Annotated in this window: 27 protein-coding genes; 13 read left to right on the top strand and 14 right to left on the bottom strand. The window is 72.6% G+C overall.

Translation table 11 applies throughout. The annotated features are described in order from the left end of the window. Window positions 1–22: 22 nt before the first annotated feature. On the top strand, window positions 23–619 hold the full coding sequence (locus tag QOL99_RS02830; RefSeq protein ID WP_285521101.1) for a 3'-5' exonuclease: 597 nt from the start codon (window positions 23–25) through the stop codon (window positions 617–619). On the opposite strand, the gene QOL99_RS02825 is transcribed toward QOL99_RS02830, so the two are convergent. After that, complete coding sequence (locus QOL99_RS02825; protein WP_285521100.1) at window positions 620–2,071, bottom strand: MBL fold metallo-hydrolase RNA specificity domain-containing protein; 1,452 nt, start codon at window positions 2,069–2,071, stop codon at window positions 620–622. A 90-nt stretch (window positions 2,072–2,161) separates the two neighbouring features. On the opposite strand from QOL99_RS02825, the gene QOL99_RS02820 reads away from it, so the two are divergent. The 3 genes from QOL99_RS02820 to QOL99_RS02810 are packed head-to-tail and all read left to right on the top strand — an operon-like array spanning window position 2,162 to window position 4,290. After that, window positions 2,162–2,641 carry a universal stress protein gene (locus tag QOL99_RS02820; protein ID WP_285521099.1) on the top strand — a complete coding sequence of 160 codons (480 nt, stop codon included), beginning with the start codon at window positions 2,162–2,164 and terminating at the stop codon, window positions 2,639–2,641. Further along, window positions 2,638–3,552, top strand: a complete 915-nt coding sequence (locus QOL99_RS02815) for an L-lactate dehydrogenase (RefSeq protein ID WP_285521098.1) — start codon at window positions 2,638–2,640, stop codon at window positions 3,550–3,552. Before QOL99_RS02820 ends, QOL99_RS02815 begins: the two co-directional genes overlap by 4 nt. A 9-nt stretch (window positions 3,553–3,561) precedes the next feature. Further along, complete coding sequence (locus QOL99_RS02810) at window positions 3,562–4,290, top strand: alpha/beta fold hydrolase (RefSeq protein ID WP_285521097.1); 729 nt, start codon at window positions 3,562–3,564, stop codon at window positions 4,288–4,290. A 27-nt stretch (window positions 4,291–4,317) separates the two neighbouring features. Here the strand turns inward: QOL99_RS02810 and QOL99_RS02805 are convergent, their stop codons facing one another. The 4 genes from QOL99_RS02805 to QOL99_RS02790 form a co-directional block, all read right to left on the bottom strand. Continuing rightward, window positions 4,318–5,337, bottom strand: a complete 1,020-nt coding sequence (locus tag QOL99_RS02805) for an LptA/OstA family protein (protein WP_285521096.1) — start codon at window positions 5,335–5,337, stop codon at window positions 4,318–4,320. Between the two features lie 14 nt (window positions 5,338–5,351). Further along, window positions 5,352–6,236: an LptA/OstA family protein gene (locus tag QOL99_RS02800; RefSeq protein ID WP_285521095.1), complete on the bottom strand. Its 885-nt coding sequence runs from the start codon at window positions 6,234–6,236 to the stop codon at window positions 5,352–5,354. After that, entirely contained in the window at window positions 6,233–6,844 is a 612-nt protein-coding gene (locus QOL99_RS02795) for a hypothetical protein (protein ID WP_285521094.1), read from the bottom strand. The genes QOL99_RS02800 and QOL99_RS02795 overlap by 4 nt, the downstream gene beginning before the upstream one ends. Window positions 6,845–6,908: 64 nt before the next feature. Next, window positions 6,909–7,700 carry an AIM24 family protein gene (locus QOL99_RS02790; RefSeq protein WP_285521093.1) on the bottom strand — a complete coding sequence of 264 codons (792 nt, stop codon included), beginning with the start codon at window positions 7,698–7,700 and terminating at the stop codon, window positions 6,909–6,911. A gap of 65 nt (window positions 7,701–7,765) precedes the next feature. Between QOL99_RS02790 and QOL99_RS02785 the strand changes: the two genes are divergently transcribed. From QOL99_RS02785 to QOL99_RS02775, 3 genes are all read left to right on the top strand, one after another. Further along, window positions 7,766–8,530: a TatD family hydrolase gene (locus tag QOL99_RS02785; protein ID WP_285521092.1), complete on the top strand. Its 765-nt coding sequence runs from the start codon at window positions 7,766–7,768 to the stop codon at window positions 8,528–8,530. A 61-nt stretch (window positions 8,531–8,591) separates the two neighbouring features. Next, the gene (locus QOL99_RS02780; protein ID WP_285521091.1) at window positions 8,592–9,752 is read left to right on the top strand and encodes an acyl-CoA dehydrogenase family protein; all 1,161 of its coding nucleotides are present in this window, start codon (window positions 8,592–8,594) and stop codon (window positions 9,750–9,752) included. Further along, the gene (locus QOL99_RS02775; RefSeq protein ID WP_285521090.1) at window positions 9,749–10,306 is read left to right on the top strand and encodes an MOSC domain-containing protein; all 558 of its coding nucleotides are present in this window, start codon (window positions 9,749–9,751) and stop codon (window positions 10,304–10,306) included. Before QOL99_RS02780 ends, QOL99_RS02775 begins: the two co-directional genes overlap by 4 nt. Window positions 10,307–10,318: 12 nt before the next feature. On the opposite strand, the gene QOL99_RS02770 is transcribed toward QOL99_RS02775, so the two are convergent. Together QOL99_RS02770 and QOL99_RS02765 are read right to left on the bottom strand one after the other, a co-directional pair. After that, window positions 10,319–10,831 (bottom strand): GNAT family N-acetyltransferase, encoded by a 513-nt coding sequence (locus tag QOL99_RS02770; protein WP_285521089.1) that lies wholly within the window; start codon window positions 10,829–10,831, stop codon window positions 10,319–10,321. Between the two features lie 30 nt (window positions 10,832–10,861). Beyond that, entirely contained in the window at window positions 10,862–11,776 is a 915-nt protein-coding gene (locus tag QOL99_RS02765) for a magnesium transporter CorA family protein (protein ID WP_285521088.1), read from the bottom strand. A 42-nt stretch (window positions 11,777–11,818) separates the two neighbouring features. Between QOL99_RS02765 and QOL99_RS02760 the strand changes: the two genes are divergently transcribed. Together QOL99_RS02760 and xseA are read left to right on the top strand one after the other, a co-directional pair. Next, window positions 11,819–11,968 carry a hypothetical protein gene (locus QOL99_RS02760; protein ID WP_285521087.1) on the top strand — a complete coding sequence of 50 codons (150 nt, stop codon included), beginning with the start codon at window positions 11,819–11,821 and terminating at the stop codon, window positions 11,966–11,968. Between the two features lie 10 nt (window positions 11,969–11,978). After that, window positions 11,979–13,184, top strand: a complete 1,206-nt coding sequence (gene xseA, locus QOL99_RS02755) for an exodeoxyribonuclease VII large subunit (RefSeq protein WP_285521086.1) — start codon at window positions 11,979–11,981, stop codon at window positions 13,182–13,184. Window positions 13,185–13,380: 196 nt separating this feature from the next. On the opposite strand, the gene QOL99_RS02750 is transcribed toward xseA, so the two are convergent. From QOL99_RS02750 to QOL99_RS02740, 3 genes are read right to left on the bottom strand one after another with little or no spacing between them, the layout of a single operon-like run. Further along, window positions 13,381–14,760: a D-alanyl-D-alanine carboxypeptidase gene (locus tag QOL99_RS02750; protein ID WP_285521085.1), complete on the bottom strand. Its 1,380-nt coding sequence runs from the start codon at window positions 14,758–14,760 to the stop codon at window positions 13,381–13,383. A 31-nt stretch (window positions 14,761–14,791) separates the two neighbouring features. After that, on the bottom strand, window positions 14,792–15,640 hold the full coding sequence (locus tag QOL99_RS02745; RefSeq protein WP_285521084.1) for an SDR family oxidoreductase: 849 nt from the start codon (window positions 15,638–15,640) through the stop codon (window positions 14,792–14,794). 40 nt (window positions 15,641–15,680) lie between these two features. Further along, window positions 15,681–16,424 carry an enoyl-CoA hydratase-related protein gene (locus QOL99_RS02740; protein ID WP_285521083.1) on the bottom strand — a complete coding sequence of 248 codons (744 nt, stop codon included), beginning with the start codon at window positions 16,422–16,424 and terminating at the stop codon, window positions 15,681–15,683. Window positions 16,425–16,475: 51 nt separating this feature from the next. On the opposite strand from QOL99_RS02740, the gene QOL99_RS02735 reads away from it, so the two are divergent. Continuing rightward, a complete protein-coding gene (locus QOL99_RS02735) occupies window positions 16,476–16,871 on the top strand; it encodes an NUDIX domain-containing protein (RefSeq protein ID WP_285521082.1) in 396 nt (131 codons plus the stop codon). Here QOL99_RS02735 and pdxY read toward each other — a convergent pair. Both pdxY and QOL99_RS02725 read right to left on the bottom strand, forming a co-directional pair. Beyond that, window positions 16,868–17,764, bottom strand: a complete 897-nt coding sequence (pdxY, locus tag QOL99_RS02730; RefSeq protein ID WP_285521081.1) for a pyridoxal kinase PdxY — start codon at window positions 17,762–17,764, stop codon at window positions 16,868–16,870. The genes QOL99_RS02735 and pdxY overlap by 4 nt on opposite strands. Next, entirely contained in the window at window positions 17,761–19,290 is a 1,530-nt protein-coding gene (locus QOL99_RS02725; protein ID WP_285521080.1) for a Ppx/GppA phosphatase family protein, read from the bottom strand. The genes pdxY and QOL99_RS02725 overlap by 4 nt, the downstream gene beginning before the upstream one ends. A gap of 242 nt (window positions 19,291–19,532) precedes the next feature. Between QOL99_RS02725 and QOL99_RS02720 the strand changes: the two genes are divergently transcribed. After that, a complete protein-coding gene (locus QOL99_RS02720; protein ID WP_285521079.1) occupies window positions 19,533–20,009 on the top strand; it encodes a MarR family winged helix-turn-helix transcriptional regulator in 477 nt (158 codons plus the stop codon). Next, window positions 20,006–21,229 carry a cytochrome P450 gene (locus QOL99_RS02715; RefSeq protein ID WP_285521078.1) on the top strand — a complete coding sequence of 408 codons (1,224 nt, stop codon included), beginning with the start codon at window positions 20,006–20,008 and terminating at the stop codon, window positions 21,227–21,229. The genes QOL99_RS02720 and QOL99_RS02715 overlap by 4 nt, the downstream gene beginning before the upstream one ends. A 201-nt stretch (window positions 21,230–21,430) precedes the next feature. On the opposite strand, the gene QOL99_RS02710 is transcribed toward QOL99_RS02715, so the two are convergent. Then, window positions 21,431–21,667, bottom strand: coding sequence for a hypothetical protein (locus tag QOL99_RS02710; protein ID WP_285521077.1), 237 nt, complete (start codon window positions 21,665–21,667; stop codon window positions 21,431–21,433). 95 nt (window positions 21,668–21,762) lie between these two features. After that, complete coding sequence (locus tag QOL99_RS02705) at window positions 21,763–22,971, bottom strand: BON domain-containing protein (RefSeq protein ID WP_285521076.1); 1,209 nt, start codon at window positions 22,969–22,971, stop codon at window positions 21,763–21,765. A gap of 251 nt (window positions 22,972–23,222) precedes the next feature. Here QOL99_RS02705 and QOL99_RS02700 point away from each other — a divergent pair. Then, window positions 23,223–23,446 (top strand): 2-oxoglutarate dehydrogenase E1 subunit family protein (locus tag QOL99_RS02700; protein ID WP_285521075.1); only part of this gene is annotated, 224 nt, incomplete at its 3' end.

Raw genomic sequence — 23,446 nt, 5'->3', positions numbered from 1 at the left:
CGCACCCGTGACACGCTGGAGCATGGCCCCGCCGCCCTCCTCACCCGATTCGCCGCCGCGCCTCGCCGGGCTGACCCAGCCCATCATCTTTCTGGACACCGAGACGGGGGGCCGTGACTCCCGGCGCCATCCGCTGCTGACGGTCGGCCTGGTCACCCTGACCCCGGCGGGCGAGGTCACCCGGCCCCTGCACCTGCGGGTGCGCCACGACACCTACGACGTGGAGGAGGAAGCGATGGCGGTCAACGGCATCGACCTCGGGGCCCACCACGCCGAGGCCCAGGCCCCGGAGGCCGTGGCCGACGCCATCCGCACCTACGCCGCCGGGGAGGGACGGGTGATGCTGGGGGGGCACAACTTCGGCTTTGACCTGGGGTTCCTGCGCCCGCTGCTGCCTGACCTCGGCCGCGTGTTCCGGCACGGGCAGGTGGACACCAAGGTCGCCGCGCAGTTCCTGATTCACGCCGGGCTGCTGCCGCGCAAGGTGGGGACGGCGCTGGACGACCTCGCGGAGTATTTCGGGGTCGAGTACCAGGCCCACGACGCCCTGGAGGATGCCCGCGCCACCGCCGAGGTCTACGCGGCACTGCTGCGGCGGGTGCGGCCCCCAGGGGGCTAGTTACTCCTCGGGCCGCCGCACCCTTCCGTCTGACCCGGGTATCCCCGGCGGACGGCCTCCCGGAAAGGCGGTGGTCAGCAGGTCCACCCGCCCCCGGTCGGGCACCAGGTTGGCGCTCAGGCCACGGGCCTCCAGCACGGGCAGGAAGGCTTCCATGACCTCCGGCTCGCCGTGGACCAGCCACACGCGGGGCTGCCCGGCCGCGTCCAGAAAGGCCAGCAGGTCGTCCTGATCGGCGTGGGCGGAAAAGCCACCGATGGTGTGAATCTGGGCGCGGACGGCGATCTCCTCGCCCATGATGCGGACGGTGTCCGCGCCCGCGATCAGACGCCCCCCCAGGCTGGACGGAGACTGGTAGCTCACGATAATCAGGCTGGTGGACGGCTTCCAGAGGTGGTGCTTGAGGTGGTGCTGGATGCGCCCGCCGGTCATCATCCCGTTTCCGGCCAGGATGATCGCCGGGCCGTCGTAGCGGTTGAGGCGCTGGGACTCCTCGCCGGTCAGGACCGTGTGCAGGGTCGAGGGCCGGAAGGGGTCGTCGCCCCGCTGCAGGGCCTCGCGGACGGGCGGGATCAGTTCATCGCCGAACTCGAAATAGGCGTGGGTGGCCCGCGACGCCATCGGGGAGTCCAGAAAGACCGGGATGCGCGGCACCTCGCCCGCCTCCATCAAGTTCCTCAGTTCCGAGAGGATGAACTGCGTGCGCTCGATGGCAAACGACGGAATCAGGATCTTGCCCCCGGCCCGCACGCTCTGGCGCAGGGTGTCGCGCAGCTCGGCCAGGGTTCCCTGCAGCGAGCGGTGGCGGTGGTCGGCGTAGGTGGACTCGGTGACCACCGCGTCGGCGTGGGGCGGCGGGGCGAAGTCGAGTTGCAGGCCGCTCTCGCGGTTGCCCAGATCGCCGGACAGGATCACCCGCGCGTCGCCGTCCTCCAGCAGCAGGTAGGCACTCCCCAGGATGTGCCCCGCCCGCCCCGGCGTGACGCGCAGGCGACCGACCTTCAATGTCTCCCCGAACTCGAAAGCGGGCCGCAGCAGGGCCAGGGTGCGGTGCACGTCTTCCTCGTCGTAGAGGGGTCCGGGCACCTCGTCCTCGCGCCCGGTGCGGCGGGCACGGCGCAGGTCCTGACGGTAGCCTTCCACCTGAAGGCGGGCCGAGTCGAGCAGCACCGTCTCGGCCAGGGCCGCGGTCGGGGGCGTGCAGTACACCGGCCCCCGGAACCCCTGCCGCACCAGCAGCGGCAGCCGCCCGATATGGTCGAGGTGCGCGTGGGTGAGCAGCACCGCCTGAAGGTCGGCGGGGTCGAAGGGGAAAGGCTCGCGGTTGCGGGCCTCCAGCTCGTCGCCGCCTTGAAACATGCCGCAGTCGATCAGGACCGGGCCGCCGCGCGTCTCCAGCAGGTGGGCGCTTCCGGTGACGGTGAGGGCCGCGCCCAGGCTTTGCAGGTGCATGGAACAGTCTGGCCCGCGCCGCTTCCCCCCGGGCTTTACCCCGCCTTCAGAAAGTGGGCGCGTGCTGGGGGGCGGGTGTAGCGTCCAGGCATGACCGAGCCTGCCTCCTTCTCCACGGACACGAGCGGCACGCCCTTTCGCCGTGTGTTGATCGGCACCGATTTCTCGGCGGCGGCGGACCACGCCCTCGCGGTGGCCCGCCTGCGCTTTCCGGACGCGCTGCGGCGACTGGTGCATGTCACCGACGCCCGCGTGACTGCTGCCCCCGACCTGATGGGCGGCGTGACCCCGGCGGCGCTGGACCCCGCGCTGCTGCACACGCTGGAGGAGGAGGGCAGCCAGCGCCTGCGGATCCTCGCCGCCCCCGACGAGGAGGCCGAACTGCTGGTGGGCGACCCGGTGACCGGGGTGCTGGATGCCGCCGAGCACTGGGGGGCCGACCTGATCGTGGTGGGCACGCACTCGAAAGGGGCGCTGGAGCACTTCTTCCTGGGCAGCAGCGCCGAGAAGCTGGTCGCCCGCAGCCCGGTGCCGGTGCTGACCGTCCGGCTGCCGGGAGGTACGAGGTGAAAGTCGGGGTCGTCGGCTCGGGGCTGGTGGGGGCCACCGCCGCCTACGCCCTGACCCTGCGCGGCTCGTGCAGCGACCTCGTGCTGGTGGACAAGGACGAGGCCCGCGCCGAGGCGGAAGCCCAGGACATCGCCCACGCCGCCCCCATCAGCCACGGCACCCGGGTCAGCAGCGGGGGCTACGCGGCGCTCCCTGGTTGCCGGGTCGTGGTGGTCGCGGCGGGGGCCAACCAGCAGCCCGGCGAGAGCCGCCTCGACCTGCTGGAGAAGAACGCGGCCATCTTCCGCGAGGTGATCCCGCAGGTGTCGCAGCATGCCCCGGACGCCGTGCTGCTGATCGCCACCAACCCGGTCGACATCCTGACCGACCTCGCCGGGCGGCTCGCGCCGGACCAGCCGGTGCTGGGGTCGGGCACGGTGCTGGACTCGGCCCGCTTCCGGCACCTGATCGCGGAACGGGCGGGGGTGGACGCCACCCATGTCCACGGCTACGTGCTGGGCGAGCACGGCGACAGTGAGGTGCTGGCCTGGAGCACGGCGGCGGTGGCGGGCCTGCCGGTGGCAGACTTCATGCGCTCGCGCGGGCGGGAGTGGACCCCCGGGGTGCAGGGCGAGATCGACATCGGCACCCGCGACGCCGCCGCCGCGATCATCGGCGGGAAGCGGGCCACCTACTACGGCATCGGGGCGGCGCTTGCCCGCATCGCCGAGGCCATTCTGGACGACCGCCGCGCCGTCCTGACCGTCAGCGCCCCCACCCCCGAGTACGGCGTGAGCCTCAGCCTGCCGCGCATCGTGGGGGCGCGGGGGGTGGAAGCCACCCTGACGCCCGTGCTGACCCCCCAGGAACGTGAGGGGCTGGAGGCCAGTGCTGCCGTGCTGCGGGAGAGCGGGGAGAAGGTGCTGGGCTAGGCGGCGTCTGTGCTGCGGGAGCAGGGAGAGGGAGAGCCCGCCCTCGTCCTCCTCTCCGGCCTGGGTGACCCCGCCGCGTGGTGGTGGACGGTCCCAGTGCCGGGGGAAGCGCGGCCGCACTGGCGCGGTCTGGAGGGCGAGACGCGGCCCGGTATCGCCCCGGCCCTGGCCCGGTGGACGCGGGTCGCGGCCTGTGACCGGGCAGGCACCGGGAACAGCCCCCCTCCGGCCCACCCTCACACCTGGACGGACGTGTATGCGGAGCTGGACGTCGTGCTGGACACGCTCCGGGCCTCGCGCCCCCCTGTCCTGGTGGGCCACTCGCTGGGCGGGATGATCGCCTCCACCTATGCCCGGCGGCGACCGGGGCGGGTGGGCGGCCTGGTGCTGCTGGACCCGACCCCGCCTCCCCTCACCGCCCCGCCGCCCGTGCCCCTGCCGGAGCCGCTGGCCCTGACCTCCTTCGGCCCGGAGGAAGTGGCGCCGGGGGTGCTGGGGGACCTTCCCCTGCTGCTGATCGCGCCGGAGCGCCCGGCCACCCCCGCCGAGGCGCCGGGCCGCACCCAGGCGCAACTGGACGCCCGCTTTCGCACCCGCCACGCCCGGCATCTGGAGTGGCTCACCCTGTCGGGCCGCAGCCGGGCGGTGTGGGTGGATCACCCCGGCCATTACGTCCATCTGGAGCGGCCCGAAATCGTGATAGGGGCGGTTCGGGCGTTCTGGGAAAACCTGCCGTGAACAAGCCCCCGCTCGGGGGGCTGGGACCTACGGGGTGCGGGGTGCTGTCGTGGGGGCAGAGGTTTCCTCGCCGTCCTGAAACTCCCCGGTGATGGTGCCGCCCTCCGGGGCGCGGGCGACCACCTCGTTGCGTTCGAGGTCGTACAGCAGCTCTCCGGCCCGCAGCACGTCCCCGCGCAGGGAGCTCTCGGCGGGCTGCTCGGTACTGCCGATCAGGCGGGCGAGGTTGGCCCCGTCGTCGTACTCCACGCGGGCGGCGCGGCTCACGCGGCCGTCGGGACTGTTCAGGACCACCGCGCCGATCAGCACGGTTTTCTCGGTGTCCACCTCCACCTCGATGCGTTCGCTCTGGCCGGTCAGTGGGCCGTCCTCGCCGGGGCGGGTGAAGGTGATCGGGCCGTCGATGCGGGCGACGCCGTCCGTCTCGTCGTAGACGAGCTTCTGGCCCCTGAGCTCGGTGCGGCCCTGGGTGACGAGCACGGTGTCGGGCGCGGGCTGGGGCGTGGCCTCCACCCCACAACGGGTGAGACGGTCCGTCTGACCTTCGGGGACCTCGTCCAGAAAGCGGGCCGTGCCTGCACTCGCCTCAATGCGTCCATCACTGCCCTCTCCCTCGGCGGCGGGACGCTGGGTCACGAGGGCGAGGGGCACCCGGATCTGGTTCTGGTCGATGGTGATCTGCACGCCGCCCGACCCCGACTCGGAGAAGACGGCCACGTTGGGGGACCCTTCCGGCTCGTCGTCGAGGGGACTGCAAATCACGAACACCCCGGTCGTGTCGTCGGTCCCCGTCCGCACGATGCGGATGCGCCGCTCCTGCCCGTCGCCCCCCCGGCGTACGAGTTCCAGGCTGGAGGTCTCGGTCCCGGCGGGGGGCGCCGTGTCCCCCAGCTCGGTCGTCTCAGGCGGCGCGGCCGGGGTCCGGGGCCCGGCGGGCGGGCTCCCGGTGGGCGGCGCGGCGGGGGGCGTCTCCTGCGCGTGCGTGACGGCCGGAAGGGCCACCCCCAGCAGCAGGGTCAGCGTCAGCAGCAGGGGGCGGCGGGGCACGGCCTGAGGCTCCCTTACTCGCCGCGCAGCTTGAACTGCTCGGTGGGAATCTTGTAGGCGGTGTTCAGCGCCCGCACGCGGCCCAGGTCGGTGCGCTGCTCCAGGGCGCCGCTCGCGGGGGCGCGGACGGTCACCTTGGTCTTGGAGTCCACGCTCACCGCGTTGCCGACCACGTAGGCGACGTTCTTCTTGTCGTCGTAGTACACCGCGTTGCCGGTGGTCGTCAGGGTGCCCTGCACCAGCCGCACGCCGCCGCGCACGTACAGCGTCTTCTCGGCGGTGCGGGCGCGGACCTCCTGCCCGGTCATGGTGAGTTCCTTCTGGTTGCCCTTCGCGGCGCGGGTCAGGGTGGGGTTGCCGGTCAGCTGGGCGAGTTCGCGGTCCTCGTCGAAGACCAGCTTGTCGGCCTTGCCGCTCTGGATGCCGTTTTTCAGGGTCACGTTCCCGGTGGAGGTCGAGACGTTGTTGTCCACGTCGAGGCTCATCTGCCCGGCGCGGATTTCCACCGTGTCGCCGCTGGACTTGTCGTCGGGCACGAAGGTCGCCCGCGCGTTGCCGCTCATCACGCCCTGGCCGCTGACCTCGCTGTAAGCCAGCTTGTCCCCCCGGGCGGTCAGGCGGCCCCGGCTCACGGTGATGTCGTCGCTGAAGCTGGCGGTGCGCTTGCCCTTGGCATTGGTCAGGGGTGTCCCGGCGGGCGCAGCCAGGGTCGCCTGCTTGGCCTGAATCTGCAGCGAGCTGACGGTCGCCTTGACCGGGCTGCCGGTAAAGGTCAGCGGGCCGTTGCGCAGGTCGCCGCGCGGCGCTCCCTGGATATTGATGAGGCGCTTGTCAGCAGCGGTCTGCGCGAGGACGGGCGTGACGGCGAGGGCCAGAATCAGGGCAGTGCGTTTGTTCATGTCGGTTCTCCTGTGGTGGCCGCGAGCGGCACGCGTCTGCCGTTCTCGCAGGTCTCGGTGGCGTCCAGCGGAATCTGGAAGTTGGAATCCTCGCCCGAGTTCTGGACGTTGAAGTCAAAGGTCATCTGCAACTCGGTGATGCGGCCCTCCAGCGCGGGCGAATCGACCTGGGCGACCGGAGCGCTGAAGCCCGACCCCTGCTCGACCCGCACGGGCCGCTCGCGGGTGCCGCGCAGGTCGATCTGGGCACACTGCTGCACCAGCGTGACCCGCGCCTGACGGGTCAGCAGGTTGTCCTGCGCGTCGATGGTGAGGTCGGGGGCGTCTAGCGTGGCGTCGAGGACCGGGTCACCGCCGCCCACCGGGGTCAGCCAGCGCCCACCGTCCGAGAGACCTGTCAGGCGCGTCTCCCCGCGCAGGGGATCGCTGACCACCCGCTCGGCCGAGAAGCGCCACACCGCCCCGGGATCGCGGGCCGGGTAGAGGCTCAGCTCAACCCCGCTCAGCCGTGCGCCCGTCTCGGGCCCGGCCCCCGAGGACGGCATCCGCGAGAACACCAGCGCGAACAACGCCAGCGCGATCAGCGCGTACACCCCGGTTCTCAGCACGCGGGCACTCTAGCGCCCTCCCCTCATGAGAGTGGTGGCATTCTCCTGACGGGGGTGAGGACGCTTACCCCGGCAGCACCGAGGGCAGCGCCGGACGGTACAGCGGCAGCGTGGGCGTCAGCCACACCCGCCCGCTGCCCCGGTACGCCTGCACGAACCCCTCGCCCGTGCGCCCGCTGCCCATCAGGCCCCGGCTGCTGCGCTCCACGCTGAAGGTCAGGCCCCCGGTGTACGCCAGCACGAGGTTGCCGTCCACCTTCAGCGTCTCGTTCTGGAGGTCGATCACCTGGAACTCGGCGGGCGGGACCGGGCTTTGCAGGGCGAAGAGGCCCCGGCCCGACAGTTTGGGCTGCACCCGGCCCTCGCCGCTGCCGACCGCCGCCGCGAATCCGGCGTTGACGTGCCGCCCCACGGTAATCTCGCCCGCGCAGGCGACAAAGGCCCCGTCGTCCACGATCAGGTCCTCGCCGGTCAGTTCGTCCAGCAGGAAATGCAGCCCGGTGGGTTCGGTGTAGATCACGCCCGCGCCCCGGTAGGCCGTCTTGTAGAGGCCCTCGCCGCTCGCCGCCGCCGTGACCGCCCCGCGCAGGAACCCGCCGAGGCCGCCGCCCCCGCTGCGGGTCGCTTCCATCTCGATCTCGCCGCGCAGGTACTGCAGCGCTCCCGGCTCCAGGGTGACGGTCCCCGCCCCGTCGGTGTGAATCGCCAGTTGCCGCGACCGCGCCGGGCGGTTGACCGGCTCCAGGTAGCCTTCCAGCGGCGGGTAGGCGGGCCGGGCCTCGTACTCCACGACCTGCAGCTTCAGGCCAGCGGCGGTGCGTTCCTCGGTGACTTCGGGAAAGAGGCGGTAGTCCATAGGGCAGGGTACGGCGTGGCGGGTGGGGAGGTTCCCCGTGGCCCCCAGCGCGTACCCTCTTGGGCATGATCGACACCCACTGCCACCTCGACTACATGGACGACCCCGCCTCGGCGCGGGGGGAACTGGGCCTGACCGGGATGGTCTGCATCGGCGCGGGGCCGGAACATGCGCGAAAGGCGGTGGCGCTCGCCGAGCAGTTCCCCGACGTGTGGGCCACGGTGGGGCTGCACCCGACAAGCATTGAGGACGACTCGCCCGACGCCCGCACTGACCTCGAAGCCCTCGCCCTGCATCCCCGGGTGGTGGGCATCGGCGAGAGCGGCCTGGACGACTACTGGGACGACACGCGGCGGCAAGGGCAGCTCTCCGCCTTCGAGTGGCAACTGGGCGTCGCCGCGCGGGTGGGCAAGCCGCTGGTGATTCACGTGCGGGACAAGGCCGGGCAGGACTCGGCCCACCGGGGGGTGATGGACGTGCTCGCGGCGTGGCCGGATCAACCCGTCATCCTGCACTGCTTTTCCGGGCACGCGGGGCTGCTGGCTTTTGGGATGGAGCGCGGCGCGTACTTCGGCTTCGCGGGGAACACGACCTACAAGACGGCCCGCGAGATTCAGGAGGCCGCCCGCATGGTGCCCCTGGACCGCCTGCTGCTGGAGACGGACGCCCCCTTCCTGGCCCCGGTCCCCAAACGCGGCAAGCCCAACCGCCCCGGCTACGTGCGCCACACGCTGGAATTCGTCGCGGGGCTGCGTGGGATGGACCCCGCCGAGCTGGAGCGCGTGACCGACGCCAACGCCCGCCGCGTCTACTGGCTGCCCGGCGCGTAGACTCGGCCCGTTCCCTTCCTCCACAACCCACACGCCACGAGCCACACACCTGGAGCCCCCCATGATCGACGAATTCGCCGTCTCCGACCTCCTCTCCCCCGACGAGAAACTGATCCGCGAGAGCGTGCGGGCCTTTGCCGATGCCGAACTGATGCCGCACATCGCCGAGTGGTGGGACGCGGGCACCCTGCCCGTGCGCGACGTGATGCGGCAGTTCGGGGCGATGGGCCTGCTGGGGCCGACCACCCCGGAGGCGTACGGCGGCGCGGGCACGAGCTACAGCGCCTACGGCGCGATGATGTACGAGCTGGAGCGGGTGGACAGCGGCCTGCGGTCGGCGGCCAGCGTGCAGGGCAGCCTGGTGATGTTTCCCATCCACGAGTACGGCTCCGAGGAGCAGAAGCGGAAGTACCTGCCCGGCCTCGCGTCGGGCGAGCTGATCGGCTGCTTCGGCCTCACCGAGCCCGACGGCGGCTCCGACCCCGGCGCGATGCGGACCCGCGCCCGGCGGGACGGAAACGGGTACGTCCTGAACGGCAGCAAGATGTGGATCACCAATTCCCCCGCCGCCGACCTCGCGGTGGTGTGGGCCAAGGACGATGAGGGCGTGGTGCGCGGCTTTATCGTCCCCACCGACGCGCCGGGTTTCCACGCTCCCGAGATCAGGCGGAAGATGAGCCTGCGGGCCTCGGTGACGGGGGAAATCGTGCTGGAGGACTGCCGCATTCCGGCGGAGAACCTGCTGCCCGGCTCGGGGGGCCTGAAGTCGCCCCTCTCGTGCCTGACCTCGGCCCGCTTCGGGATCGCGTGGGGGGCGATGGGGGCGCTGGAGGCCGTCCTCCAGACGGCGCTGGACTATGCGGGGAGCCGCACGACCTTCGGCAAGCCCATCGCGGGGCGGCAGCTCGTGCAGGACAAGCTGGTCCGGATGGCGACCGACCACTCGGCGGGGCTGCTGCTGGCCTGGCGGCTGGGGCAATTGAAGGACGCGGGCCGCATGAACTACGCGCAGGTCAGCCTCGCCAAACGCAACAACGTGCGGGTGGCCCTGGGGGGGGCACGGCTGGCCCGCGAGTTGCTGGGCGGCAACGGCATCACGACCGAGTATCCGGTCATCCGGCACATGCTCAACCTGGAGACGGTGGACACCTACGAGGGCACCCACGACATCCACACGTTGATCGTGGGGCGGCACCTGACGGGAGTGGGAGCGCTGGAGTGAACGGCCCCACCTGGATGGGAGCGGTGGCGGCGGTCAACCTCAGCCCGGTCCACGGCTTCAGCAAGGTGCCGCAGCCGCAGGTACGCCTGCTCGCGGGGCTGGGCGTGAAGGGCGACGCGCACGCGGGCCGCACGGTCCGGCACCGCTCGCGGGTGGCGCAGAACCCGGACCAGCCCAACCGGCGGCAGGTTCACCTGATTCACGCGGAACTGCTGGAGGAGCTGGCCGGGCAGGGCTTCGCGGTGCGGCCCGGCGACCTGGGGGAGAACGTGCTCACGCGCGGCCTGGACCTGCTGACCCTGCCGACGGGCACCCGGCTGCATCTGGGCGGGGAGGCGGTGGTGGAGGTCACGGGCCTGCGCAACCCCTGCGGCCAGATCGACGCCTTTCAGCCGGGCCTGCTCGCGGCGGTGCTGGGGCGGGACGAGCACGGCGGGCTGGTCCGCAAGGCAGGCGTGATGGGGGTCGTGCTGACGGGCGGCGTGGTGCGTCCGGGCGACAGCGTGCGGGCAGAACTGCCGCCGGAGCCTCACCGACCGCTGGAACGGGTTTAGCCCCCACCACCCTCAACGCAGGGCGAGGACCAGGTGCTCCTCGTCCACCGAGCGCCCCCCGACCCTCAGCGCGTCGCGCTCCAGCCCGAAGACCTCGAAGCCCAGCGAGCGGTAGAGCTGCCGGGCGGCGGTCTGCTCGGTGGTCACCGAGAGCGTCAGCCGGTCGAGGCCGGGGGAGTCCCTCACCCGTTCGATCAGTGCCTGCATCAGTTGCCGTCCGGTGCCCTGCCCCCGCAGCTCGGGCGCGACGTACATGCCCCAGACACTGCCCCGGTGCCGCATCTTCAGGCGGGAATTCCGGCCAAAGCCCACCATGCCCCGGAGCTGCCCGTCATGGAAGGCCCCCAGCACGAAGTCCTCGCCGGTTCCCCCCAGAAGTCGCCGGGCCTCGCCCTCCGGCGTCGTCCCCCGGTGTTCCCCGGCCGACATGCCGAAGGCCAGCGGAGCCTCTTCGAGGGCTTCCAGACGCAGGTTCCAGTAGGCGGCGGTGTCCTGGGGCCCCAGTGGGCGAATCTGAACCGTCATGCCCGGACTGTGGCACGCGGGGAGGACAGCTCACCACCACCCCCGCCGCTTGAAGTAGGCGGCCAGCAGTCCGCCGATCAGCAGGAAGCTGCCCCACGCCAGCGCGTAGCCCCAGGGCTGCGGCAGCTCGGGCATGTGTTCGAAGTTCATGCCCCACACGCCCGCCAGAAAGGTCAGCGGCAGGAAGACCACGCTCACGGCGGTCAGGGTCCGCATCACCTCGTTCATGCGCTGGCTCTGGAGGTTGAGGTGCAGGTCGAGCAGGCTGGTGAGGTGGTCGCGCAGGGTGTCGAGCCGCCCGGACACGCGGGCAAACGAGTCCTGGGCGTCGCGGTAGCGCACCAGATCGGCGGGCGGGCCGTCGGCGTGCCGGGCCAGCAGGCCCACCGCCTCGCGGGCGTCCGAGGCCAGACGCCGGGCGTGGGCCAGCAGGTGCTTGAGATCGAAGACGTCCCCGACCGGGTTCTCGCCCGCGTTCGTGAAGACCCGCTCCTCCAGGGCGTCGATGCGCGTTTCCAGCGTGTCGGCCAGCGCGAAGAAGGTGTCGGCGGTGTGGTCGAGCAGCTCGTAGGTGATCTCGGGCGGCGTGTTCACGCTCTCGCGGCCCAGCAGCCCCCAGACGGCCTCCAGGGCGCGGGTGGGGGCGTGGCCCATGGTCAGGACCGCCTCCGGAAACACGAAGACGCTGACCCGCTCGGTGAACTCGTCGGCCTCCTCCGGGCGGGCGTAGGAGCGCAGGGTGAGAAAGGCGTGTTCGGGGTAGACCTCGGCGCGGCTCCAGTGCCCGCGCTCCAGCACGTCCTCCACCGCCAGCGGATTGAGGCCGAAGGCCGAGCGCAGCCGGGCGAGTTCCTCCGGGGTGACCCCCTGGGCATCCACCCACACGCCCCGCACCTCGCCCTGCCAGTCGAGGTCGTGGCCTTTCAGGGTGCGGGCGCGAATCATGGCGGACAGACTACCCGCCCGGCGGCGGCGTACCCTGGGGCCGTGAGCGCATGGCTGTGGGTGATGGCAGGCGGGGCGGTGGGCGCGGCAGCGCGGTACGGGGTGAGGCTGGGGGTGGGGGCCGCCGCCCTGGGCCGTCTCGTCTGCCGGGAGAGCGGCTGTGACGGTGCGCTCGTGACGGGGCAACTGTGATGGGGCGGCGGTGACGGGGCGCCGCAAGAAGGGCGCGGCCCGCCCACCCGAGCAGTTTCTCGACCTCGTGGACGTGCTGGGCTACGTCGAGCAGGTGATCGCGCGGGGGGTACCGGGCGCCGTGTGGGTGCGGGCAGAGATCGCCAGCCTCACCGACCGCCGCCATCTCTACCTCGACCTCGTGCAATTTGGCGGCGGCGCGGAGGTCGCCAAGTGCCGCGCGACCGTGTGGGCCCGCGAACGCTACGCGCTGGAGGGCAAGTTCCGGCGGGCGACCGGGGGCGGGGGCCTGACGGCGGGACTCAAGGTGCTGCTGTTTTGCACCGCCGAATTCCACGCGCAGTACGGCTTTTCTCTCAACGTGCTGGACGTGGCCCCCGAGTTCACCGTGGGAGACGCGGCCCTGCGGCAAGACGCCCTGCGCGAGACGCTGGTGCGCGAGGGCGTCTACGCCCTGAACCGCACCCTCCCCGCGCCCAGCGACTATGCGCGGGTGGCGGTCGTCAGCCCCGAGGGGGCGGCGGGCCTGGGCGACTTCCGGCGCGAGGTGGACGCGCTGGAGGCGGCGGGTGTGGTGGACTTCGTGTATCTGGAGGCGACCTTTCAGGGGGCGGCGGCATCGGAGAGCCTGACGGCGGCGATTGCCCAGGCCCGCGCCGCCCACGATCAGGAGCCGCTGGACGCGCTGGTCGTGATTCGCGGCGGCGGGGCGGTGACGGACCTCGCGTGGCTCAACGACCTCGCGGTGGCGCGGGCGCTGGCGACCTTTCCGGCTCCGGTGGTTACTGGCCTGGGCCACGCCCGCGACGACACCCTCCCCGACGAGGTGGCCCACACCCGCACCGACACCCCCAGCAAGGCCGCCGCCCTGATCGTGCGGACGGTGGCGGCGGCAGCGGCGCAGGCCGGGGAGGACGCCCGCCGCATCCGCGCCTGCGGCCGGGAAGCCCTCGTGAACGCCGGGGCCGACACCCGCCGCACCCGCGACCGCCTGCTGTCGGCAGCCCGCCGTCAGGCCGACGCCGCCCGCCTGGACACCGACGCCCTGATGCGCCAGGCGCTGGGCCTGACCCCCGAGCGGACCCTGGCACGGGGCTACGCGCTGGTGCGGGATGAGGCGGGAAGGCCCGTGACGCGGGCGGCGGGGGCCGGGCCGGGAGAGCGGCTGACGCTGGAATTTGCGGATGGGAGCGTGAGCGTAGAGGCAAGAGGCTGAGCTTCGCCCGCCCCTCCCAGCCTCTGCCAGCAGCTCATACAAGTCCCCCACAAGGAGGGAGGGAGTGGCCGCTGCTCTGCTCTTGCCAGAGCCCTCTTTTCCCTGTGTCAGCCGATCTCGATGTCCCCGCCCCTCAAGCCCACGTTCCAGGCAGGCGAGCCGTTCGGCGCATCTGCCCCGCCGCCCTCCCCCACCCTCAGTACCGCCCCGCCACCACCGCCACCACCTCGTCCTGCACCGCCCGCAAGGTCAGGATCGGCGTCTCACGCGGCCCATTCATCAGCAGGGCGAAGCCCAGCACCCGCCCACTCCGGGCCGTCACGTACCCCGCCAGCGCCGAGACCCCCGGCAACGTGCCCGTCTTGGCCCGCACGTCCAGCCCACGGCCCTGCAGCCGCAGCGCGAGCGTGCCCCCCCGCCCCGCCCTGTCCCCCCCGGTGCCCGCCTGCGGCAACGCCTCGGCAAAGGCGTTGCGCCGCGCCCGGTAGGTCTGCCCCGGCAACTCGGCCCGTGGGGTGCCGCGCACGTAGGGCACGTCATACAGCGCGTCCAGCAGGTCGACGAGCGCCCGCGCGGTCAGGCGGTTCTCGCGGCTCAGGCCGCTGCCGTCCGCGAGGGCCACGCCCGTCATGTCCACCCCCAGCCCCTGGAGCGCCGCCCACTCGCGCCCCAGCGCCCGCGTCAGGGTGCCTGGATGAGTGGCGAGGCTGGCGAGCAGTTCCTCCGAGCGCAGGTTGTCGCTGGGGCGCAGGACATCCGCCAGCACCCGGAAGGGCCGCGCACTGCGGACGGAGGCGACCGCCTGCCCGGGCCGCAGCTCCACGGGAATCAGGGAATCAGGCGGCAACACGCGGCCCTGCCCGTCCCGGCGGGGGGGCAGCACGGGGGGGATGAAGCGGGGCGCCGTCCCCACCGCATCTGAGCGCACCCGCACCCCGGCCCGCCGCAGTTCCCGGACCAGAGCCGCACCCGCCCACGCGCGGGCCTGCGCCGCCGACGCGGGGGGCGAGGCAGACCAGTCGGTCAGGCGCACGGCGGTCATCGGGACCCCCAGCACGAGGCCGTTCCAGGCCGCCGCGTTGAGCCGCGCCCCGTCCAGTTGCACCGCGCCGACCTCACGCAGCCCACGGGCGTGGGCCTGCCCCGCCAGCGCCCGCAGGCTGTTGGGGCCGTCCGAGGCGCTGAAGGTGGGATCGCCCCCACCCCGCAGCGTCAGGTGCGTGACCCGCGCCTGTCCCTGCTCCCCGGCGGGCACCGTCAGCTCGGTGCTCCACCAGCCCGCGTCGCCCCGGTCCAGCAGCACCGTCGCCGCCGTGACCAGCTTGACCGTGCTCGCGGGAATCAGGGACAGGCCCTCGCCCCGCGCCTCCAGCACCTCGCCCGTGTCCAGGTCACGGACCAGCAGGCCGAGGCGCACCCCCTGCGGCAGGTCCGACAACGCCTGCCGCACCTCCGCGCCCAGGCCCGGCGAGCGGGTCAGCCTGACGTGAACGGCCGGGGTGGGCTGCGGGGCCTGCGCCCGCGAGAGTGCCCCCAGGGGAGGAAGCAGCAGAAGCAGGGCAAGGACGCGGCGCACAGGGGGCAGGATAGCGGGCGCGTGCGGGGCTTTACGCCTTCTGGCCGCCCGCGCCCCCTGCCTGCATCTGGAGGTACATCTGGTACTGCGGCGCCCCGCCCAGCATGTTCTGGCCGCCGTCCACCGGGAGAATCACGCCCGTCACGTAGCTCGCCGCGTCCGACACCAGAAACAGCGCAGCGTTGGCGATGTCCTGCGGGACCCCGAAACGGCCCAGCGGCACGGTGCGGGTAAAGGCGGCGCGGGTCCGCTCGTCGGGGGCGAGGCGGGCCATTCCCTCGGTGCCGTCGATGGGGCCGGGGATAATCGCGTTGACGCGCACCCCTCGCAGGCCCCACTCCACCGCCAGCGTCTGCGTCAGGGCGTCTACCCCCGCCTTGGCCGCGACCACATGCGCCTGCATGGGCACCGGCACCCCGTAGGCGCTGATGCTCAGGATGTTGCCGCCGGGCACGCGCAGGTGCGGCGCACACGCCTTGATGGTGTTGAAGGTGCCCAGCAGGTCGATGTCCACGACCGTCTTGAACCCATTGGGCGAAATGCCGTCCACCGGAGCCGGAAAGTTCCCCGCCGCCCCCGCCAGCACGATGTCCAGCGGGCCGAACATCTCCACGCCCGCCTGCGCCGCCGCCTCCAGCGCCGCGAAGTCGCGCACGTCGGCCGAGACGCCCAGGGCTCGGCCCCCCGCCTCCTCGATGCCGCGGGCCGCGTTCTGCGCCTTCTCCAGATTGCGGCCCAGGATGGTCACCGCGCAGCCATGCGCCGCGAAGCTCTGCGCGATGCCGAGGTTGATGCCGCTGCCGCCGCCCGTGATCAGGGCGTGCTTGCCAGCGAGCAGGTCGGGGCGGAAGGTGGTGGCGGGGTCAGCGGGGTGGGTCATGGGGAGGCTCCTTTGAGGTAGGACAGAAAATCCGGGACGGTCAGCTTTTCTTGAGGGCGCTCAGCATCGCCTCCGCCGTCATGTGCCGCGCGTTCCACTCCACGGCGGCGGCGAGGCTCTGGGCGTGCGGGAGGCCGCCCTGCAGGGTGCGCTTGGTGCCCTCCAGCGCCTTCGGGGGCAGTGCGGCGAGGTGGGCGGCGAGGGCGTCGGCGCGGGCATACAGGGCGTCCGCGTCGGGCAGCACCTCGGTCACCAGACCCCAACGTTCGGCGGTGGCCGCGTCCACAGGCTCCCCCGTCAGCGCGAGGTGCGCCGTCCGCCCCCGCCCGATGAGATGGGGCAGGCGCTGAAGGCCGCCCAGGTCGGCGGTGATTCCAAGTTTCACTTCCGGCAGGCTGAACCGTGCTCCGGCGCTGCACAGCCGCAGGTCACACGCGGCGGCGAGTTCCAGTCCCGCGCCGATGCACCAGCCGTCGACGGCGGCGACGACCGGAATCGGCAGCGCGGCCAGTCCCTCGATCGCCGCGTGCATCTCGTCCACCACGGCGCGGAACTTCGCCGGATCGCCCAGCGCCGCGCCGATCACGGGGGCCGTGGCCGCCACGTCCAGCCCCACGCTGAAGTGCCGCTCGCCGCGCACGATCAGCACGCGGGCTTCCCCCAGCTCGCGCAGGGCCTGGGGCACCTCGCGCCAGGTCGCCGGGCCAAAGGCGCCCTTCGGGTGGGCGAGAGTCAGGGTCGCCACCTCGCCCGCGCAGGAGAGGCGCACGCTTTCGTAAGTCATGGGGGGAGTGTACCGGGTCCAGCCGCGTTCCCCCTGCGCCAGACTGCCCCCATGCGAACGGTCGTGGCGGGCATTCTGGAGCGGGACGGCAAGGTGCTGGTCGGAGCGCGGTCGGCCCCGGCATGGGCGGCGGGCTTCTGGGCCTGTTCTTATGGACACTGGCCCGGCGGCAGGGTGGAGGGCGAGGAGGCGCTGGAAGGAGCCCTCGTGCGCGAGTGGCGCGAGGAACTCGGGGCCGAGGTCGAGGCTGGCGAGGAGGTCTACCGCTCGCGGCTCGACACGCCGATTGGTCCCTTTGCCCTCGTCGCGCTGCGGCTGCGCCTCCTCTCGGACGAACCCCGTCCGCTGGAGCACCGCGCCCTGGCCTGGGTCGCGCCCGCCGACCTGACGCGGCGGCTGCCCAGCAACGCACCCATCGCGGCGGCGCTGGTGGCGACCGGGGATTAGCCCACCCGTTCCGCCGCAAACACCCGCGAGGGCCGGGCATATTCGTCCTGCGCGGCCACGAGTTGAATCTCGCGGGTCCCGGCGCGGTGGGTGAGCTCCAGCAGCGCGTAGAGGGCGCTCATGCTGAGGCTGAGGGCCTCGCCCGCGTCCCCGCCCCGCAGGTACTGGCCGAAGAACAGGGCACTGATGGCGTCCCCGGTCCCGTTGCGCGGCGGGTCGAGGGGCAGCAGCGGCGTGCGGCACAGCCACGCACCCTCCTGGGTCACGGCCAGCGTCTCGATCGCGTCGGCCGGGGCCTCCGCCCGCACCAGACTGGTGACCACCACGATGCGGGGACCGCCCTCCCGCAGTCGCCCGCGCAGGAGCCGGGCGGCGTCCAGCGCGTCGTCCAGGGTCCGCACCGTTCGCCCGGTCAGCAGTTCCAGCTCGAACTGGTTGGGGGTCACGAGGTCGGCCCCGGGAATCGCCCGCTCGCGGATCAGGTCCGGCAGCTCGGGCCGCACGAACACGCCGCGCCCCACGTCGCCCATCACCGGGTCGCAGCAGTACAGGGCGTCCGGGTTCGCCGCCCGCACCCGCCGCACCGCCTCCACGACGGCGTCCACGGTGCCCTCCGACCCCATGTAGCCGCTCAGGACCGCGCCGCACGAGGGCAGCGCCCCCCGCGCCTCGATCCCGTCGATAATCTGCGCGACGTGCTCGGGCGGAAAGACACTCCCGGTCCATGCCCCGTACCCGGTGTGGTTGGAAAACTGCACCGTGTGGATGGCCCACACCTCGAAGCCCAGACGCTGCAGCGGAAAGACGGCGGCGGCGTTGCCGACGTGCCCGTAACTCACCCACGACTGGATGCTGAGGATGTTGGGCGGCACGCTGGAGGGGTCGGCGGTCATGCGCCGAGGATAACGGGCCCGGCCACGGTCACCCGCAGCGGGCCGAATTCGCGGGTCCACAGGTCAGCCTTCGCCTCCTCGCCCTCCAGGTCGAGGGGGGTCGCGCCCTCCACCTCCAGGGTCCAGCCCCCGGCGTCCCGGCCCAGGTGCCGCACCCGCGCCTGCCCCGCGTGCGAGCGGTCCAGGCCGTCCGCGACCCGCAACACCGCCGCCAGCCGTGAGACGAGGGCCCGGCCTTCGGGCGGCAGCGCCATGAATTCGGCGTGCGAGGGTTTGGGCAGGCTCTTGCGGTGGTAGCGGGCGAGGAGGGCGATCAGCTCTATCTCGCGGGGCGAGAAGCCGCGCAACCCCGCGTGCCGGATCAGGTACGCCGAGTGCTTGTGGTGGCTGCTCTGTGCCACGATCTGCCCGACCTCGTGCAGTCCGGCGGCGGCGGTCAGCAGGCTGCGGGCCTCGGCGGGAAAGGACTCGCCCGCCGCCTCCAGCCCGCCGAGGAGCGTCTGCGCGAGAGACGCCACCTGCCGCGCATGGGCGAGATTGGCCCCGAAGCGCTCGGCGGTCGCCAGCACGCTGCGCTGCCGGGGGCTGAGGCCGGAGACGTAGGCGGCGGTGCGCTCCAGTTCGCGGGTCAGCATGCCCTCGCGCAGGGCCCCCTCGCTGACGGTGAAGGTCCGTGCGCCCAGTTCCTCCAGCGCCGCGTGCAGCACCGCGAAGCCCGCGACCACCGTGTCGGCCCGGCGTTCCAGCCCCGGCAACCGCGCCCGCCGCGCCGCCGGAAGGGTCCGCACCCGTTCCAGCGCCGTGCCCAGTTCTGCCACCGTGAAGCTCAGGCCGTTGACCCGCTCGGGGGCCTCGCCCTCCCGCGCGGCCAGCAACGTCGCGGCGGCCTCGGCGGTGCCGCTCGACAAGATCACGCGGGTGTCAGGACCGGGCCGGAAGCGCTCCGCGTGCGGGGCCAGCGCCGCCCGCACCGTCTCCCGCAGCGCCCGCAGCTCGGCCCCCCTGGGCGGGTCGGTGTGCAGGTGCGCCCGCCGCATCCGGATTGCGCCCAGCGGCAGGCTCAGCACGTCCGCCGCCCGCTGGGGCCCGCCCCGCGCAAACTCCAGGCTGCCCCCGCCGAGGTCCAGCAGCACATTGTCGGCCCCGAATTCCACGCTGTGCGCCGCCCCCAGGTACGTCAGCTCGCCCTCGCGCTCCCCGCTGATGATGACCGGATAGACGCCCACCTCGGCCCCCACGCGGGCGGCGACCTCCGGGCCGTTGGGGGCTTCCCGCAGGGCGGAGGTCGCGTAAGCCTGCACCTCGGCCACCCCCGCCGCCGCTGCCAGGTCGCGGAAGCGGGTCAGGGCCTCGCGCAGCCGCCGCTCGCCTTCCGGAGTCAGGTTCCCCGCCGCGTCGAGGCAATCGCCCAGGCGGGTTCGGTCCTTCAAGGCGTCGAGCACGCGTGGCTCGCCCCCCTCGCCGCGCACTTCGGCAATCAGGAGATGACTGGAATTGGTGCCCACGTCGGCGACAGCGACCCTCATGGGGGCAGGCTAGGGCATTTGGGGAGAGCACCCCCACTCCCGGCGACGCTCGCTGGGCAGCTCAGGCTGACCGAGCAAGGCCGTTTTCGCCGTCGGGCACGAGGGCAAGCCGGGAGAGGGAGGGGGAAAACAGCCCGGTTGAGCCGCCGGGCCTCCGGAACCACCCCACCACCCATCTCCCCTCCCCCAGAGTTGATTGCATTCCGCAACAACTCACATGAGGGGAGAGCATCCTGGGAGGCGTGCGCGACCCGGACCCCCTCCACACGCCCGAGCTGGCCTTTCTGACGGCCCTCTGGGACGTGTGGCAGGCCCTGACCCAGCGGGGCGAGGCCGAGTTGCGGGGGCGGCACGGGCTGGACCTGCGCTCGTTTGTCGCGCTGGCCTACGTGCAGGGCGGGACCGCGCAGCCTGCCGCCCTCGCCCGCGAACTGGGGGTGCCCCGCTACGAGGTCAGCCGGGTGCTGGCCGCGCTGGAGGGGCAGGGGGCCGTCACACGCGGCCACCACGACCCCGACGCCCGGCGCGTGACCGTCGCCGTGACCCCGGCGGGCCGTGCGCTCTGGGAGGAAGCCCTGGAGACGGTGCGGGAAGTGACTGGCCCCGCCCTGGCTGCCCTGCCGCCCGGGGCCCGCTCTGCTTTGCCCCCCTCTCTCGCCGCCGTCGCCCAGGCTGCGCGGTTCCCGCTTCCTTCCACCCCCCAGGAGATGACCCCATGACCACTGCCGAATCTGCCCCCGACACCCCCCGCTGCCCCTTCGGGTTCAGTGACACTGGCGCTCTGACCCGCCGCCCCGGACCCGACCCGCGCGACCTTCCGGCAGTGGAGGTGGGGGCGGGCGGCGTCTACCGCCTGCACGCCTTCGGCCCCGCCCGCGAGGTCCTGCGCTCGGAGGGGGTGCGGCAGGCGGGCTTCATGTCGGAGATGACGCGCGACGTGGCCTTCCTGGGCCGCGCTCCGGTCCTGTTCGCGGAGGGCGAGGAGCACCACGAGATGCGGCGCTCGACCGCCCGCTACTTCACGCCCAAGCAGGTGGACACCTACGCCCCGATGATCGCCGGGCACGTGGACAGGCTGCTGACCCGGCTGGCCCGCAAGGGGGAGGCCAACCTCGACGACCTCAGCCTCGACCTCGCCGTGACGGTCGCCGCGCAGGTTGTGGGGCTCACGAACAGCCTGCTGCCGGGCATGGAGCGGCGCATCACCGCCTTCGTGGAGGGCGGCGGCGACAGCGAGCCGGGAAGCCAGCGCCGGGGCAGCCGCGCCGAGTCGCTGCACCAGCAGGCCAACCTGGGCCTCTTTTACCTGCTGGATGTCAAGCCCGCCATCGCCGCCCGCCGCCGCGAGCCGGGCGACGACCTGATCTCGCACCTGCTCTCGCGCGGGTACAGCGACGTGGAGATCATGACCGAGTGCCTCACCTACGGCACGGCGGGCATGGTGACCACCCGCGAATTCATCAGCGTGGCGGCGTGGCACCTGCTGCGAACCCCCGAGCTGCGGACCCAATATGTCCACGGCACGGAAAGCGAGCGGCACGCCATCTTGCACGAGATCCTGCGCTTAGAGCCCGTCGTGAACACCCTTTACCGCCGGGCCGAGGAGCCGCTCACCGTGGGCGGCCAGACCATCCCCGCCGGGAGCCTGCTCGCGCTCGACCTCCAGGGGACCAACCTCGACCGCGAGGTGGTGGGCGAGGACGCCGCCAGCCTCTGCCCGGCCCGGCCCCTGCCGCGCGGGGTGACGGCCCCGGTCCTCTCCTTCGGAGACGGGCACCACCGCTGTCCCGGCGCGTTCCTGGCGATCAAGGAATCCGACGTGTTCCTGCGCCGCCTGATGATGTGGCAGGGCCTGGAGGTCGTCGCCGAGCCGCGCGTGACCTTCAACGAGGTGGTCAAGGGCTACGAGCTGCGCGGCTTCCGGGTGCGGGTGGGGTAGACACAGGGCCTCAGGAGCAGGGAGCAGAGGGCGGCAAAGTCGGCCCTCTGCTCCCTGACTCTGGCGTTCTGCGTTGAGGGCGTTTGACAGAAGAATGAGTGCTGTTCCGATCCTCTCCCCTCGTGGGAGAGGGCCTTGCGCAGCAAGGGGTGAGGGGGCGCCCAGACCAACGGGGCGCACATCCTCTCCCCTTGCACTGCGCTAGGTCCCCTTGTCGTCCCCGGCGTCCGTGCCGAAGGTCGTCTCGGTGTCGTTGATGGCGCCGGAACCGGGGACCTCCAGCGGCGCGGCGGGGTTGCCCGGAAAGGTCGGCGTGTCGGTCATGCCGCTCCCGGACTCGTCGTAGTGGCCGGAGCGCTCGCTCATGCCGTTGCCCGTGTCGTCGGGAAGGGCGGGCTGGTCGGTGCTGGTGGTGGTGGTGCGGTCGTCGTGGGTCATGGGGCTCCTGTGGGGGTGACCGGGCCGCCGACCCCGGTGCTGCGGCAGGGTCGGCGGCCCGGTCAGGGAAGGTTCAGGCGCAGGTGGGGACGGCGTTACTTGTTGGTGCGGTCGTCGTCGCGGCCGCTGTTCACGCTGCTGCCCAGCGATCCCATCGGCGTGTCGGTCTCCGAGGTGTAGCCGGTGCTGCCCGTGCGGTCCACCGTGGAGTCGCTGCCGCTGCCCATCCCGGTCGGCGTGTTCCCGGCCATGCCGCCCGTGCTGCTGCCGCCCAGGCCGCTGCTGCTCTGGCCCAGGCTGGACCCGCCGAGGCTGGTCTGCCCCATGCCGGACGTGTCCATGCCCCGGCTGTCCATGTCGCCGCTCATGCCGGACGACGCCATCCCCGACTGGCCCATCCCCGACTGACCGATCCCGGACGGGCCCATGCTGCCCTGGCCCATCCCGCCCCGCGACACGCGCAGGTGGTTGTGAACGTCCTGCACGCCGCGCAGGTGCTCGACGGCTTCCTCGGCGCGGCGCTTTTGCTGGCGGTCGCGCACAGTCCCGGTCAGGGTGACCTCACCGCCCTGCACCTGCACCTCGATGTCGCTGGCGTCCACGTAGTCGTCGTCCTCAAGCGCGTCGTTCACCATCTCGCGGATGCGGTCGTCGCTGCGCTGGTAGCCCCTGGGCCCCCTGCCCCGGTAGCTCTCCATGCCGGACATGCCGCCCATCCCGCCGGAGCTGAACGAGCCGCCATACTGCCCGCCGCCCGATCGGCCGTACTGCCCGCCTCCGTACTGGCCGCCCATGCCGCCCACCGAGGAGCGCCCGTAGCGGTCCTCCATGCCGCCCATGCCCCGGCCCAGGTCGCCCTGCGGATCGGCCACGTAGGTCTGGCGGCCAGAGCGGTCGCCTGCCCTGTCCCCCGGCATTCGGCGGTCGTCGGAGGGGAAGGAAGAGGAGGAGGACGAGCGGAAGCCGCCCTGCCCGTACCGGTCCCGGCCGTACTGGTCCGGCCCGTACTGCTCCCGGCCGGAGCCGCGGGGGCCGGAGCGGTCATCGTCCAGGCCCCCGCCCATGCCTGAGCGGTCGGCATACAGGTACCGCTCGCCCCGGCGGTCGTCGCCGCCCTGGAAGCGGTCCGGAAAGCGGTCCCTCATGGCGCGGCGGTCGTCCTGGCCGGGGCGTGGGTCGCGCCCGCTCTGCATCCGGGCGCGGTCGTCACTGGTCATGTCGCGGTCGTCGTAGCGGCCGTCTGGGCGGTCGTCATAGCGGTCGTCATAGCGGTCGTCGGGGCGGTCGTCACGGTAACGGGTCATGGGATTCCTCCGTGTGGGTGTGGCACAGCGGCCGCCCCCGCCGGAGCGTCCGGCGGTCCTGGGGGGCCCTGCCACGGCCTCGCGTCTTCCTTCATACCCGTCTAGACACCTGATAGGGATGACAGGCACCCCAAGGCCCCGTCCCCACCGACTCATGAAGAACTTCCGTGTTACCGCCGTGGGGGCAGGGGTGTTCAGGCAGCGGGGCACACGGGAGGGTGGGCCGGGGCGGGCGTATGCTGGGAGGCGTTATGACGCAGTCGCAGACCATCATGTCCGGCGCGAACGCGGCCTTTATCGAGGGGCTGTACGAGGCGTATCTGGCCGACCCGACAAGTGTGGACCCGGCCTGGCGGGACTACTTCGACGAGGTGAGGGGCGGCGCCCGTGAGACGGCGCACTCGCCCGTGCAGGCCGCCTTCTACCAGCTCGGCACCCAGCGCCGGGGCGGGGGCGGGGCCGCCCTGCCCGCGCC

The organism is Deinococcus rhizophilus, from assembly GCF_030271215.1.
In the GTDB taxonomy this organism is placed as follows: Bacteria; Deinococcota; Deinococci; order Deinococcales; family Deinococcaceae; genus Deinococcus; species Deinococcus rhizophilus.
This window is presented reverse-complemented; position numbering and strand designations above follow the sequence as displayed.